General features: G+C 67.3%; 13 protein-coding genes. 6 read left to right on the top strand and 7 right to left on the bottom strand.

Translation table 11 applies throughout. The features are described 5' to 3' along the window. Window positions 1–386 (bottom strand): hypothetical protein (locus AC2VOU_RS09130; protein ID WP_486957091.1); only part of this gene is annotated, 386 nt, incomplete at its 3' end. A 516-nt stretch (window positions 387–902) separates the two neighbouring features. Here AC2VOU_RS09130 and AC2VOU_RS09125 point away from each other — a divergent pair. Further along, window positions 903–1,253, top strand: coding sequence for a hypothetical protein (locus tag AC2VOU_RS09125; RefSeq protein WP_486957090.1), 351 nt, complete (start codon window positions 903–905; stop codon window positions 1,251–1,253). Window positions 1,254–1,628: 375 nt separating this feature from the next. Here AC2VOU_RS09125 and AC2VOU_RS09120 read toward each other — a convergent pair whose 3' ends face one another. The 4 genes from AC2VOU_RS09120 to AC2VOU_RS09105 all read right to left on the bottom strand — a co-directional run bounded on the left by AC2VOU_RS09120 (window position 1,629) and on the right by AC2VOU_RS09105 (window position 3,096). Continuing rightward, complete coding sequence (locus tag AC2VOU_RS09120; RefSeq protein ID WP_486957089.1) at window positions 1,629–1,787, bottom strand: hypothetical protein; 159 nt, start codon at window positions 1,785–1,787, stop codon at window positions 1,629–1,631. Then, window positions 1,784–1,957 (bottom strand): hypothetical protein, encoded by a 174-nt coding sequence (locus AC2VOU_RS09115; protein WP_486957088.1) that lies wholly within the window; start codon window positions 1,955–1,957, stop codon window positions 1,784–1,786. The genes AC2VOU_RS09120 and AC2VOU_RS09115 overlap by 4 nt, the downstream gene beginning before the upstream one ends. Window positions 1,958–2,030: 73 nt before the next feature. Continuing rightward, on the bottom strand, window positions 2,031–2,480 hold the full coding sequence (locus AC2VOU_RS09110) for a hypothetical protein (RefSeq protein WP_486957087.1): 450 nt from the start codon (window positions 2,478–2,480) through the stop codon (window positions 2,031–2,033). Between the two features lie 313 nt (window positions 2,481–2,793). Then, window positions 2,794–3,096, bottom strand: a complete 303-nt coding sequence (locus AC2VOU_RS09105) for a hypothetical protein (RefSeq protein WP_486957086.1) — start codon at window positions 3,094–3,096, stop codon at window positions 2,794–2,796. A gap of 736 nt (window positions 3,097–3,832) precedes the next feature. Here AC2VOU_RS09105 and AC2VOU_RS09100 point away from each other — a divergent pair. The 3 genes from AC2VOU_RS09100 to AC2VOU_RS09090 all read left to right on the top strand — a co-directional run bounded on the left by AC2VOU_RS09100 (window position 3,833) and on the right by AC2VOU_RS09090 (window position 8,287). Next, window positions 3,833–6,826 (top strand): PGRS repeat-containing protein, encoded by a 2,994-nt coding sequence (locus AC2VOU_RS09100; RefSeq protein ID WP_486957085.1) that lies wholly within the window; start codon window positions 3,833–3,835, stop codon window positions 6,824–6,826. A gap of 500 nt (window positions 6,827–7,326) precedes the next feature. After that, a complete protein-coding gene (locus AC2VOU_RS09095; RefSeq protein WP_486957084.1) occupies window positions 7,327–7,722 on the top strand; it encodes a hypothetical protein in 396 nt (131 codons plus the stop codon). Window positions 7,723–7,780: 58 nt separating this feature from the next. Continuing rightward, entirely contained in the window at window positions 7,781–8,287 is a 507-nt protein-coding gene (locus tag AC2VOU_RS09090; protein ID WP_486957083.1) for an Rv1352/Rv1906c domain-containing protein, read from the top strand. A gap of 58 nt (window positions 8,288–8,345) precedes the next feature. Here AC2VOU_RS09090 and AC2VOU_RS09085 read toward each other — a convergent pair whose 3' ends face one another. Further along, entirely contained in the window at window positions 8,346–8,486 is a 141-nt protein-coding gene (locus AC2VOU_RS09085) for a hypothetical protein (protein ID WP_486957082.1), read from the bottom strand. Window positions 8,487–8,770: 284 nt separating this feature from the next. On the opposite strand from AC2VOU_RS09085, the gene AC2VOU_RS09080 reads away from it, so the two are divergent. Continuing rightward, entirely contained in the window at window positions 8,771–8,938 is a 168-nt protein-coding gene (locus AC2VOU_RS09080) for a hypothetical protein (protein WP_486957081.1), read from the top strand. Window positions 8,939–9,018: 80 nt separating this feature from the next. Next, the gene (locus tag AC2VOU_RS09075; protein WP_486957080.1) at window positions 9,019–9,666 is read left to right on the top strand and encodes a recombinase family protein; all 648 of its coding nucleotides are present in this window, start codon (window positions 9,019–9,021) and stop codon (window positions 9,664–9,666) included. 582 nt (window positions 9,667–10,248) lie between these two features. On the opposite strand, the gene AC2VOU_RS09070 is transcribed toward AC2VOU_RS09075, so the two are convergent. After that, on the bottom strand, window positions 10,249–13,013 hold a 2,765-nt coding region (locus tag AC2VOU_RS09070), incomplete at its 5' end, for a bifunctional DNA primase/polymerase (protein WP_486957079.1).

The following is a 13,013-nucleotide window of genomic DNA, read 5'->3' as shown; positions in this document are numbered from 1 at the left end:
TGAGCGAGGCCGCGCGCGACGAGACATGACACCGACCCCGAGGCCATGGCATTGATATGGCTGTCCACCGCTTCACCAAACGGGGTGCTGATCCAGTTGGTCTCAAGCCAGCCATTGACATCCTGCATTAACCCGGTGAAGGGGTTGACCGCCGCACCCGACGTGACAACGGAGTCGCCGACGGCCGAGGAGTCCCCCAGCTGCGCGAACAAGCTCGACCAATCCCCGGGGTTGGCCCACGCCGCCCCACCAACACCGTCGACCGATGACAGCCACACCGCCGGATCCAGGAAATCCAACAACGCGAACTCATCGGCGTGCGCGGTCGGTGCGGTGGCCAACGGAGTCATCACCGCGGCGGCCAACGCCCCCGCCGCCGATGACACCCCGACCACCTTGCAAGCGTTGGGGTGCTCTATAATTTAGCTCCCGAGCTTAGCTTGCACTGTGAGATGGGTCACCGAAACGTGAAAACTGACTTGAACTCGGGACTCCTGCTCCAGGGGGTCGGCGCGCTTGGCGGCATCTTGCCCGTAAAAACGCAGATCACGGCACCTTCCCGCCGTCCCGAAACCGAAGGGTTACGGGGACGACACGACGACAAGTTAAACGGCTGCAAGTATTGTTCGTGCCCACGTGTGAGCGAAAGACTGCATCTATGTTCTGTCCGAATGCGGCCGTTTGGGATGGAATCGGAACATGGGTCGCGGGTTTAGCAACAGCGGCAACGTTGCTTTTCGGGCATCTACCAGTGGGTGCGGCTGCGACGCGATGCGATTGCGAAGGACACGGCGATCGCCAAGGAGCAACACATTGGGCAAGCCCGTCGCGTGTGCGTGTGGCTGGATGCGCATGCCGGCCACGGCGGTCTTCGACTGTCCAATTCGTCGGACGAGCCAGTGATGAACGTGGTTGTGTACTACGTGTGGGTGCAGGGTGCCGCGTGGCGCACTGGAGAACAGGCCGAGGAACATTTTCACCGGCCTCAACCCCAAGGCGGACACCGCAATATCAATACGGTGCGTGCGTTGGTCCGGACACTACCTCCCGGCAGGTTCTGGGTAACCGTCGATGGCCCGGATAACAGCCCAATGCAAGGTCAACTCGGACTGGAGGTAGCCTTCACCGACTCGGCTGGACGGCATTGGCAGCGTCGGGCGTCCGGCGACTTGGCGGAGATAACGGCTGATCCGCTGACGCACTATGACATTCAGCGTCCAGCACAGTACCAACGACTGAGGGACTGGACGTGACGATGCCATCGACGTGACGATGCCATCGACGGATCGCTGCCGGCATGGTGAACTACCGCCGTATCAGGACATAGGGCGGCCGACAGACTCACCTTCGGCCACGGCCGCCCGGCCACGCTGGTGGCGGTAATCAGCCCGGCACCGTGCCCACGCCGGGACCAGACGCGCCGGCAGCCGAGCTCGCTGCCACACCGCCGCCGGCGCCGTCGCCGAACCCGCGGCCCAGCAACGGCCTCGGCTCCGTCGGACAGCGCGGGTCCGTCGCCGTCAAGGTCGGAAAGCCCCAACGGGCGCGTCCCGCCTTCCGGCGGCGGCGACACCGGCACATCACCGGTAGCCGTCGGTGTTTCAGCGGCATCTGCGGCATCTGGCCCATCAGGCCGCGGCGCGCTGCCCGGCAACCCCTGGGACGCCGAGCCGATCGGGCTGGCGCTGGCGAGGTTGATCGTCGACCGACTGCTCGACGCCAACGCGGCGATCGAGGTGGTCGTCGACGACACCTTGTTCTGCCGCGGGCGAGACGGCGCGGGTCACGCCTCGGCTTCTACGAGCAACACCACCCGGCCGGCAACAACCGTGCAGTCCACATTCACGACCGTCTCGCTGGGCATTGCCGCCGTGGCGTAGGCGAGCATCCAATCGCGGCTGGTGGCGTCCGTAACGCCAACGACCGGCAGTTCGATGACGATCGTCGAATCGTTCATGGCTGTTGGTCGGTGTCGGGTGGCGAGGCAGCCGTTGACACCGTCACTGGCACCACCATCGGATGGCGCCGGATCACTTCGCCGCTCCCCATCGCCAGCCACCACCCGCTTCACCGGGGGAGTCTTGCTGGTGCGGCGGGCTCGCCGGCATCGACGCGGCGTAGCTGGAGGCCGGGACTACTGTGGGCTTGGGCGCCTTGGCCGTACGGTGCTTGCCCCCGGCCGCGAACGCTAGGTCGGGCGGTGTCATGCCGAGCTTTGCTTCCAGTTCTGCCATGGCGCGCAGTGCGCTCAGCGCCTTGCGTAGTTCGGCCGGTTTGGTCGCGGCGGCGGCTCGACGGCCGGTGTGGCTCCACGCCGCGGCCAGCAGCCCGCTGAGACGGGTTGTGACGTTGGGCCTGCCGACCTTGATGTCGGCGACCAGCGAGGTGAACAACTGAGCCAGTTGTGGGTCGAATACTCCGGCGTGGATGGCCTCGACGATCCGAAGTGCGACAAGATATTTGTTGGGGGGCTTCGGCATTGGATTCTCCCTTCAGAGCCGTTGCTTTTACGGTGATCGGATCACCGTCCGCGCACTGTAAATCCACGTGCCAGGGAACGACGGCCGCGACGCGACTGGTTCGGATGTGCGTGCACCATGCGCTGATTCCGGATCGTCACCGTGTGTCGCGGCCTGCATCGAGTCCCTGTGTTGGCCGGCGCCTCGTCACGCCGGGTTCCGTACCGACACTTGTACCGGCGCTTGTAGCGGCGCCTGTATTGGCGCCTGTATTGGCGCCTGTATTGTTTGTTGTATCGTCATTCACTCCGGAGCGGTCATCGAAAGTGCCTGGTTAGACTGTGTTTTGACCCTGCACTGTCGGTGTGGGCCGATCATTGGCGCGGGTCTGTGCCGTATCGCATGACATCGGCTGGTCAAACCGGACGCCATGTGCCGTCGGGTGCACCGCCATCGCCATCAACGTCCGCTCGTAGTTTCGGCTCTGTTTCTGGGCTTGGCGCAGGGCGGCGACCGCGTCCACGACGTCCTCGGCGGTGCAGGGTCCGGCCGCCAGCTTGTGCACCGGTTCCAACGCGGTGACGTGGCGTAGTTCGGGGTTGGTGACGGCATAGGTGCCGGGCTGATTCGTTTCCATGGTGGCCATGTTCGACCTTGGGTGCCCACTGCGACGAGTGCGCCGCGTTGCCGGCGGCGGCTGGATGAACCGTCACAGCCTGGGGATGAGGTCGGCGGCGTGGTTGGCGAGCAAGATGATCGCGCCGAGGAACACCTCGACGGCCAGCACCCCGAGGGCGTGGTTGCGCAATGTGGCCATCGCACTGCCTTTGCCCTGCCGCCGGCAGCAGTGGCATCCCTTGCACCGCCGCCGGGGCGGGCAGGCCGGGCTGCCGACTTCGGGGCGCCCCCGCTGATGGTCTTCGCGTGCCAGTCTTTGAAGGCGTGCCAGGCCCCGGCGATCACCACCAACACCATGAGCCCACTGATGGTGTAGTCAGCCAGTGTGGTCAAGCTGCCGTTGTCGGTGGGGTCGACCAGATCGGCCAGGATTGCGGCCTTCGCCGGGATGCTCGCGTTCACGCTCACGCCTCGACTTCCACGAGCAGCGTCACCCGGCCGCGGTGACCGTGTAGGAAACGTCTACGACGGTTTCGGTGGGCATCGCCGCCGTGGCGTAGGCGAGCAGCCAGTCGTAGGGGGGAATGCCGGAAAAAACCAAAACGTTTTGGTTGGCTGTCCCTAAGTGGTAGCTTCCGGCGTGCCGAGGGATTGTCAGGTTCTGGTGGGTTACGAAACGTTCGGTTTTGGGCTTTTGCGGTCATGGTCGCTTCCTCGGTTTCCTCAACAACGCGCCTACGCGAAGGGGTGTGGCCATGGCTGGTCGGCAGCGCATCAGGAGCAATCGTCAGCAGCAGAGTCAGGGCCGGGCGGGTCGGCGTCGGCGCCGGTTGATCGGCGGCAGCGGCGCATTGGGGGCGTTTCTGGCGTTGGGGATGACCCCGTTGGCCACCGCGCCGCCCGCCCACGCCGACATCATCGACTTGCTCGATCCCTTCATCGACCCCTCGGGGATAACCGCGTCCCTGGCGGGTGTGGACCTAGGCGGTGTGGACCTCGGCGGTGGCGCCGCGGCAAGTTTTGCCGGCTCGTTCGACCAGGACGTCTACACGTTGATCCACACCGACATCGAAGGCTGGATCCACAGCAACCTCGGGGAGCAGCTCGACGGGCTGATCAATCACCTGTCTGGGCTGTATCTGATCGGTGATGGTGCCGCCGGAACCGCTGCTCATCCCGACGGCGGTGCAGCCGGGTTGTTGTTCGGCGACGGAGGCAACGGTTGGGGCGCCGACGGTAGCGGCGGCAACGCCGGTTGGCTGATCGGCAACGGCGGTAACGCCGGGACCGTGACCGACGGCGCTGACGGCGGTGTCGGCGCCACGGCTGCTATCCATGCTCTGGCGGCGCAGACCGATCCGGCCCCGGTCAACGGCGCGCCCGGTACCGGAGGCAACGCCGCATTCCTGTTCGGCGACGGCGGCAACGGCACCGCGGGCACCGCCGGGGAGTACGGCGGTACCGGTGGGACCGGCGGGGACGGCGGCGCCGGTGGGTTCTTCTTCGGCGACGGCGGAAACGGCGGCGACGGCGGCGCCGGCGGGGCGGGCACCGCGACCCATCCCGACGGCGGCACCGGCGGCGAAGGTGGAGCTGGTGGCAGCGGCGGGTTGTTCTTCAGCAACGGCGGCGACGGTGGCCAAGGCGGGGTCGGCGGGCAGGGTTATCTCGGCGCCACAGGTGCTACCGGGTCCGACGGCGGGACCGGCGGCACCGGCGGCGCAGGCGGTGACGGCGGTGCCGGTGGGCAAGGCGGAACCCTATTCGGTGATGGCGGCAAAGGTGGCGACGCCGGCCAAGGCGGCGCCGGTGGAAACGGAGGCACCGGCGGTGCCGGCGCAGCCGGCAGCTTCGCTAACAGCGGTGATGGGACCGGCGGGAATGCCGGCGATGGTGGCGATGGTGGTGTCGGTGGTGTCGGCGGCAACGCCGGTGCAGGTGGCCAAGGCGGACTTGGCGGCACAGCAGGACCTGGCGGTAACGCCGCGGCCGGGGGAACCGGCGGTGACGCTGGCGTCGGCGGCACCGGCGGCACGGGCGCGACAGGAACAGCCGGCCACATCGACGGCGGCAACGGCGGCAACGGCGGTGACATCGGCAAGGCTGGTGCAGGCGGCGCAGGCGGGCTCAACACCAACGGCAGCCACGCGGCCAGTGGAGCAACCGGAAACACCCCGACCGGCATATCCGGCAACGGCGGCCAAGGCGGTGACGGCTACAGCCAACCGGCGACCGCCACCACCGGCGCCAACGGCGGCAACGGTGGTGCCGGCGGTAACGGCGGCGACTACGGCAACGGCGGCCAAGGAGGCAACGGTGGTAATGGTGCTGTGGGATCTGCCGGCGTTACCGGCAGCGGCGGCAACGGCACTGATGGCGGGGTCGGCGGTTCAGGCGGCAACGGCGGTTCCGGCGGTGATGGCGGCTCACTGGGCGGGAACGCCGGGTCCGGCGGTAACGGTGGTAACGGAGGGGTAGGAGGCAACGGCGGCACTGGCGGCGCCGGCAGCAATGGCGGTACCGGCGGAGTCGGAGGCGCTGGCGGTGATGCCGGCAACGGCGGCGCGGTCTTCGGGCACAGCGGCAACGGCGGTGACGGCGGTGACGGCGGAACTGGCGGCGCCGGCGGCACCGGCGGCAACGGCGGGGCCGGCACGCCGGACTACCCCGCTGGCGGGGCCGCCGGCAGCGGCGGTGCCGGCGGCGAGGGTGGGGCCGGCGGCCATTACGGTATCGGCTCGCCCGATGGCACTACCGGACACACCGGCGAACCCGGCCAAACCGGCGTCGACGGACAGCCCGGCAAGCCCTACCCCTTCTCGGGCTACATCTACGTCACCAACCAAGACGGCACTGTGTCGGTGATCGACCCGTCCACCAACAAGGTCGTCGACACCATCGGCGACGGCAACGAACCGTTCGGGGTGGCGGTCAGTCCTACCGGTCCTGCGGCCGGTGACATCTACGTCACAAACTACGACGGTAAGGATGTGTCGGTGATCGACCCGTCCACGAACGCGGTCGTCGACACCGTCGGCGTCGGTGATGAACCCAACGGGGTGGCGGTTAGTCCCACCGGTCCTGAGGCCGGCGACATCTACGTCACCAACAACAGCAGCGGCACTGTGTCGGTGATCGACCCGTCCACGAACAAGGTCGTGGCCACCGTCGGCGTCGGCAACTATCCGTTCGGGGTGGCGGTTAGTCCCACCGGCCCCGAGGCCGGCGACATCTACGTCATCAACAGCAGCGGCACGGTGTCGGTGATCGACCCGTCCACCAACACGGTCGTCGACACCATCGCCGTCGGCTCCAACTTGGGTGAGGTGGCGGTCAGTCCTACCGGTCCTGAGGCCGGCGACATCTACGTCATCAACAGCAGCAGTGATGACGTGTCGGTGATCGACCCGTCCACCAACATGGTCGTCGACACCATCGGCGACGGCAGCGGACCCAACGGGGTGGCGGTCAGTCCCACCGGCCCCGTCGCCGGCGACATCTACGTCACCAACACCAGCAGTGATGACGTGTCGGTGATCGACCCGTCCACCAACCAGGTCGTCGACACCATCGGCGTCGGCAGCGGACCGGGCGGGGTGGCGGTCAGTCCTGCCGGTCCTGCGGCCGGCGACATCTACGTCACCAACTACAACAGTGGCGACGTGTCGGTGATCGACCCGTCCACCAACCAGGTCGTCGACACCATCGACGTCGGCGGTTCCCCGTCCGTGGTGGCGGTTGGCAGATGAACGCGCCGTCGATATCGTCAGCACACGCATTCGCGCATACAGGTTGAGTTTCATCCGTTTTCCTCCGTCCCTGGAGGCTACGGGTACACAGATGACGCATACAGGTTGAGTTTCATCCGTTTTCCTCCGTCCCTGGAGGCTACGGGTACACAGATGACACGCAGATCTGCTGGTATGGGTGTTTCTTCGCCCTGCCCGACGGTTCGGGCAGCGGTTGGCTGCGGCGCCGACACGATGGTCTGTCCTGGCCACCGCCGACGGCCGCGTCGCCCAACGCCAACCACCACCGCGGGTCAGAAGACCATCCTCGCCGCGCTCGACCTGCCCGAACCCCCCCAGATATCTCAACATCACACCCAGCATCGTCGCTGCCGACTGACGACACCGCGCGCACCGCCCAAGCCGTGTAGTAACACGGCCCAAATCAGCTCATCCCACGTTTGCGCTGGTCAACGCAGAAGTTCGGCGATCCGTGTGCCCACCATCTGCGGAAGTCGGGTATGACCGCGAGTCGCGATGAGTTGATTAACCTGATCGAGCACCTGCCCGATGAGCAGGTCGAGACGGTGCTCGCAGATGTGCGTCGGCTGACGACGGAGACGGCTGGCGGGGAGTGGCCGCAGCGGTTCTTCGGCATCGGCGAGTCCAACGATGGTCGTACCGACAACGCGCGGCGAAGTCCAGTCGCCGTGTGGGATGAACGGTCGAAGCTCATGATCACCGGGACCGATGCGGCCGGTCGGCCTGTTGTCGGCAGCCGCCCCATCCCGGCGAACGGCTCGATGCGGGGCGGGAAGATGTACCAGCGGCCGAAACGGTCAATCACTCGGCCATTGCTGCCCAGAAAGTCCAATCACTCGGCCATTGCTGCCCAGAAAGTCCGCGCGCTGGTGTAGATTCCTGCACCAACCCCTGCTCACACGCGAATGTAGAGACGAGCGAGACGAGAACCAGGTGACTAACCAACCGCCACCGATGCACGTGCCATACCCACCTCCTCAGCCACCGGCCAAGAAGCGCCGCAAGTGGCCGTGGATTACCGCAGGCGTGGTCGCGTTCCTCATCATCCTTGGCTCGGTCTCCAACAACGGGGATTCAAACAACGGCAAACCTAGTGGTGCCAACGACACCAACAACGCAGCCGCACCTCAATCTCCTGCGGTCGGTTCCGCACCCACACCGGAAGCTGCGCCAGCACCATCGCCTCCTGCGCCTGCCGGGCCAGCCAGCGAAATCACGAAAGACGGCACTTTTCTGGTCGGAATGGACATTGTGCCCGGCACCTACAGATCGGCCGGCGGCAGCAGTTGCTACTGGGAGCGCGACAAAGACTTGGAGGGTAATGTCGGTTCGATCATCGCGAACAGCAATGCTGACGGCCAGCAGGTTGTAACAATCCTGCCCACTGACAAAGCATTCCAGACCCAAAACTGCGGCGTCTGGACACTGGTCCCGTCATAAGCACTCAGGCTGTGGTCCTCGTCGGGCATCAACTCGACCCAGCGCTCACCGCCGCGGGCTAGCCGGCGAACCTCGCCGCTACAGTTGGGCAGCTCAGCGGGGCTGTCAGCACACCGCGGTCGTCGGGCAGGTAGCCGCGGCGTACCAGCGTCTCGCGCAGTGAGTTCGCCGCCTGGCCGGCGGCCGGCATCATCGGCATGGCTACACGTTCCCCGGTCGGCCGATGCGGCGACGGGCCACACCGCTCTCGCGCCACACGGGAGGCGCCGCTGACCGACCGCCACGAACGCCCACAAGCACACACCGCGAGCGAGAGGAAAATCGCAATGCACAAAGACACCGTCGCCCGTCATCTGGAGAAAGCTATATCTCCGGCGGGTGGTGGTGTGGCCGGTGCGGACGCCCGGCGGATTCGACGATCATCCTTGCCGCGCGACGCGCCGCGCTCGTCGTTGCCGGTGTCGATGGTTCAGCCTGGCCGCCATGAGAACAAATCGGCCCGGCGCCTATGCCGTCACCAATCCAGAAGTGCGCCGGCAGATTGGCCGCCGCTACGCGGCCGGCGAGTCGGCAGCGAAACTCGCCGCGCTGTTTCGCATCTCGATCACGACGGTGCGCCGCTACGCCGACGAATTCGGGGCACACAGGTGAGTGCCGCCGAGGGCTCATATCCACAGATACGAGCCGGGCGTCTCGCGGCCGCGGAAGCCCAGGTGAGGAAGGATCATATCTTGGGATCACATCTCGGTGAGAACCCCGGCGGCCGAGTGGCGTTCTACGCCCGCGTCAGCACCGCCGGACAGAGCCTCGACGCCCAGCACGACGCGCTGGCCGCGGCCCGCATCGTCGCGGACCGCGAGTTCGCCGAGAAACTGTCCGGCGCCGCCGGCGCCGACCGCCCGCAGCTGGCCGCCGCCGTGGCGTGGCTGCGCGGCGGCGGAGCGGGCGGGACGCTGGTCGTCGCCGCCGTCGACCGGCTCGGCCGCAGCACCGCCGAGGTGGCCGCCACCATCGCGGCGCTGACCGCCGACGGCATCGCGGTGCGGGCGCTGCGCGACGGCGTGGACACTTCCACCGCCGCGGGGCGGCTGGTGGCGTCGGTGATGGCGTCGCTGGCCGAGTACGAGCTGGAGGTCGGCCGCGAACGCCGGGCCGCGTCGCGAGACGCGCGGCGGGCGCGCGGATTGGCGGCCACCCGGCCGTTCAAGCACTCGCCGACCGCCCGCGAGGACGTGGCCCGCCGCTACGGCGACGGTGAGCCCGTCGAGCTGCTGGCTCACGTCTACGGCATCGGCCGGGCGACGGTGAAGCGCTACGCCGCCGAGTTCGGCCGCCGGCGACCGCAGCGGCCGCCGGCGCGGCCGGTGATCCGCGGCTGACGACGCGCTCAGGGCGCGGGCTTGGCCCCCGTAGAGTCGCACAGCGACGGGTTTTTCGGGCGCTGCGCCCGTGCGCAACGCTGAGTGTCATCGCTTAGTTCATCGGCCCGATTACATACAGTAAATACAGCCGAGATTGTGACAGTTGTGGCTGCTGTAGCCGATTATCGGCGAATCGCGGCGGGAACTGCGGCGATCGCGGCGGAATCGCGGCGATGATTTTCGGGATATAACCCCAGCTAGAGGCATGTCTCTGCGAATCGCGGCGATTGCGGCGATTTTTCGCCCCGAGCCGCCGCAGGAGGGGGGCTCCGAATACGGATAGTGTCTGGATCGTGTAACATATAACGATGAAGTAACTTATATAACAGTAAGTATAAAAATGTCGATCGTTATAGGCTGTTCCAGCCCCGCCCCTCCGGTGGGAGTGGGGCGGCGAAAATCGCCGCAATCGCCGCGATTCACCGGAACCCCCACTGAACTGCGGTTATACCCCAAAAATCATCGCCGCGATTCCGCCGCGATCGCCGCAGTTGCGCCGCGATTCGCGGCACGATCAGCGCCGGCCGACCCCGCCGCGATCTATTTGTGCAAGGCGTAGAGCGGATTGCCGCGCCGGTTGACGCCGTCCTGGACAACATCCCCCCGGCCGAGAAAGTAGTCGATCGCATCCTCGGCGAACGGCTGGTGGCGAGCGGTCAGCTCCTTGACGATGCCCGCAGCGCTGACCGGCTGCAGCCGCGCGATGATGTCCAGCACCGCGCGGCGCACTTGCCCGGTGAATCTCCCGTTCTCGACTCGCTCCACCCGCCGGGATACCGAGTTCTCCAGCCCGCGGAACTGGCCCTTCTTCATGACGCCGGCCCGCTCGTATATCTTCAGCAGCTCGACGATTTCCGTCAAAGTAGCGAGTCGAACCTCCATGATCGCCCCGGCCAGTTCCCAGTGGAGATCGGTCGGCGCCAGAGACCCGTCGGCGAGCGCCAGTGCGGCCATGATTTTCAGCTGGTGAACGAGCTCGTGCCCGCGGTGATCGTCGACTCCGGGGTTCTCCACCCGCCGCCGCGCTGCGGCCCGGGAGAAACCGCGGAGCGTTCCCGCTATCTTGTCCTGGTGCGCCACGATGGCGGCTGTCGCCGCTGGAGGGCGCCGAATGAACACCGGCTCGCGATATGCGAGCGGCGTAGTCGGCGGAGTGCCAGTCGCGGTCCAATACGGCGGCGGAGCCACCAGAAACGGCGGCGGTGAACCAGTGGGCTTCGTCGTCATCGCCGGGCAATACAAGAACCTTTGCGTGGAGCCGACGCCGGCCTCAGAAAACAACGCCTCGATGGCTTCCGGTGTGGTCTGCGCGCCGAGGACGGCGCCAAATCTGTAGCTGTGGCGGGGCAGCTGAAAATCACGGTTCTGGTCGCTGGCGGTGTTGCCGATTGCTTCACCGACCCATAGTTGCCGCAGGTAGGAGGTGGCCTTGGTTCCGGTCCGCTTCATTTCGGCGATTAGTGCGGTGATCTCGGGGCCGACCATAAGTACCGTGTCGGTCGGCAGAGTTGTGTCCGGAATCGATGACGACGACGACGGCAGGTTGGTGATTGCCGTCTCGTCGGGGCCGGGGGGTGCGGGACTCGGTTCGGTGGTCTGCGGCTCTTTTTCGTCGTCGGCGGGCACGTAGAAAAACTTTTTGAGGAGCCCCTCGCCCGTGCCGGGGCCGACGATGAGGCGGCGGTGCGTCTCCGGGATAAGGTCTAGGACGAGGTCGAGGATCTCGCTCTTGCCGGCCTCGGGATCGCCGAGAAGAATCGAGTTCAAATTCAGGCTGGTTCCTGATCGCCCTTTGCCTTCGACGCGGTTCACCAAGCGGACGTGTGGCGGGACGGTGGAGACCGCGACAGGCAGCGTCGCTATCAGCAGCGGCCACCGGCCGACACCGTTGGCGTCGGCGGCCTGACGCACCCGCGCCAGGAAAGGGAGGCGGTCCCAGAAGCCGTCGTAGCGTTTTTCGATGTCGCCGATCGCGGTCAATAGTCGCTGCCCACTGCTGTCGTCATCGTCATCGCCATCGTCGCCGTCACTGTAATCGTCTCCGCCCTGGTCGTCGTCGTCTGACATGGGCGCGTCGCCGGCCGGCGGCACCGGCGAAATGCCGCCGCCGCCGCCCGCGCCGCCCGGCACCTCAAACGGCGTGAACTTCGGCCCCCACAGCGCGGGGTCGTCCGGGTCGATGCCGGCACGGCGCAGCGCGTCGCCGAAGCTGATGCCGTCCAGTGCCATCGCGAGCTGTGCCCGCGACAGGTGCTCGCCGCAGGCGAGGGCGCCCAGCATGGTGCCGGACCAGATGTGGGCGCCGTATCCATAGCCGTCGCAGCCGTCGTGCAGCGTGACGGACTTCGCGTTCTCGGCGCCCATCCAATGCCAGATCTCGCAGTCGGAGCCGCATGTGTCGGTCTGGCCGGTGGGGATGAGTCGGGCCTCGCCGTCGATCCATTTGATCCATTCAGCGCCGTCGACGACGCTGTCGAGATAGCTTTTTGCGCGGCCGCCGTCGCCGTTGCGGGCGGCCTTCTCCCGCCTGCCGCTGGCCCCGGTGCGGGTTGCTCCGCCGGCGGCACGTGCGTGCAGCTCGTCGCGCCACGCGGCCGCCTCCGGTGTGGGCGCCGCCAGCGCGGTGTCGGTGACCCAGGCTGCCAGCTCGGGCACCGGCCCGCCGTCGTATGCGCCGCCGGGCACGGCGCGGTAGCGGTACCGGCCGTGGTCGGTGTCGATGATCGACGGCGGGACCACAACGAACCGTCCCGCCGCCGGGGTGCCGTCGGCGCCGGCCTGGGCGGCGATCCAGTCCATCGCCCCGGCCGCGACGCCATCACCTCCGCCGGCCGGCACCTGACCGCGGAACCGGTGCAGCGCCCCGAGCGGTCCGGTGGCCCGCACCAGACTGTGGGCGCCGCCGAACTTCCCCCGATCCTGCGGGTCCTGCCCGCGCGCGGTGACGCCGGCCACGAGAATGCCGGCGCCGGCGAACATCTCGGCGGCGGCGGCGTTTTCGGCGTCGATGAGGACGTAGTCGGTGCCGGTCAGGTTGACACCTACGTTGCCGCCGGAGAGCACCCAGGCGACGGCCTCGTCCTCGGTCAGCCCCGGGCCGGCCTGCCACGATGTGCCGACCGGCTTCTTGGCGCCGGGCTCCAGCTTGATCAGCGGCAGTCCAAGTGCCGTCAGTGTCGCGATGACGGCTCGTATCGTCGTTTCGTCGAGCGGCGCCAGGGCGCCGCGCAGTGCCTCGCAGCCGGGCGGGCAGCCGGCGGCGGCAGGGTCGAACAGCCACGCCGGCGCGGCCGGTACCGGCACGT

This window comes from Mycobacterium sp. TH-M25, from assembly GCF_057473665.1.
The sequence above is the reverse complement of the archived record's forward strand: the minus strand, read 5'-3'. Positions and strand labels throughout refer to the sequence as shown.

What these genes read in the sequence shown, in the direction of transcription:
- AC2VOU_RS09125 (WP_486957090.1), top strand. Translation starts at nt 903, where the DNA reads ATGAACGTGGTTGTGTACTACGTGTGGGTGCAGGGTGCCGCGTGGCGC.
- AC2VOU_RS09115 (WP_486957088.1), bottom strand. Translation starts at nt 1,957, where the DNA reads ATGAACGATTCGACGATCGTCATCGAACTGCCGGTCGTTGGCGTTACG.
- AC2VOU_RS09110 (WP_486957087.1), bottom strand. Translation starts at nt 2,480, where the DNA reads ATGCCGAAGCCCCCCAACAAATATCTTGTCGCACTTCGGATCGTCGAG.
- AC2VOU_RS09105 (WP_486957086.1), bottom strand. Translation starts at nt 3,096, where the DNA reads ATGGAAACGAATCAGCCCGGCACCTATGCCGTCACCAACCCCGAACTA.
- AC2VOU_RS09100 (WP_486957085.1), top strand. Translation starts at nt 3,833, where the DNA reads ATGGCTGGTCGGCAGCGCATCAGGAGCAATCGTCAGCAGCAGAGTCAG.
- AC2VOU_RS09095 (WP_486957084.1), top strand. Translation starts at nt 7,327, where the DNA reads ATGACCGCGAGTCGCGATGAGTTGATTAACCTGATCGAGCACCTGCCC.
- AC2VOU_RS09085 (WP_486957082.1), bottom strand. Translation starts at nt 8,486, where the DNA reads ATGCCGATGATGCCGGCCGCCGGCCAGGCGGCGAACTCACTGCGCGAG.
- AC2VOU_RS09080 (WP_486957081.1), top strand. Translation starts at nt 8,771, where the DNA reads ATGAGAACAAATCGGCCCGGCGCCTATGCCGTCACCAATCCAGAAGTG.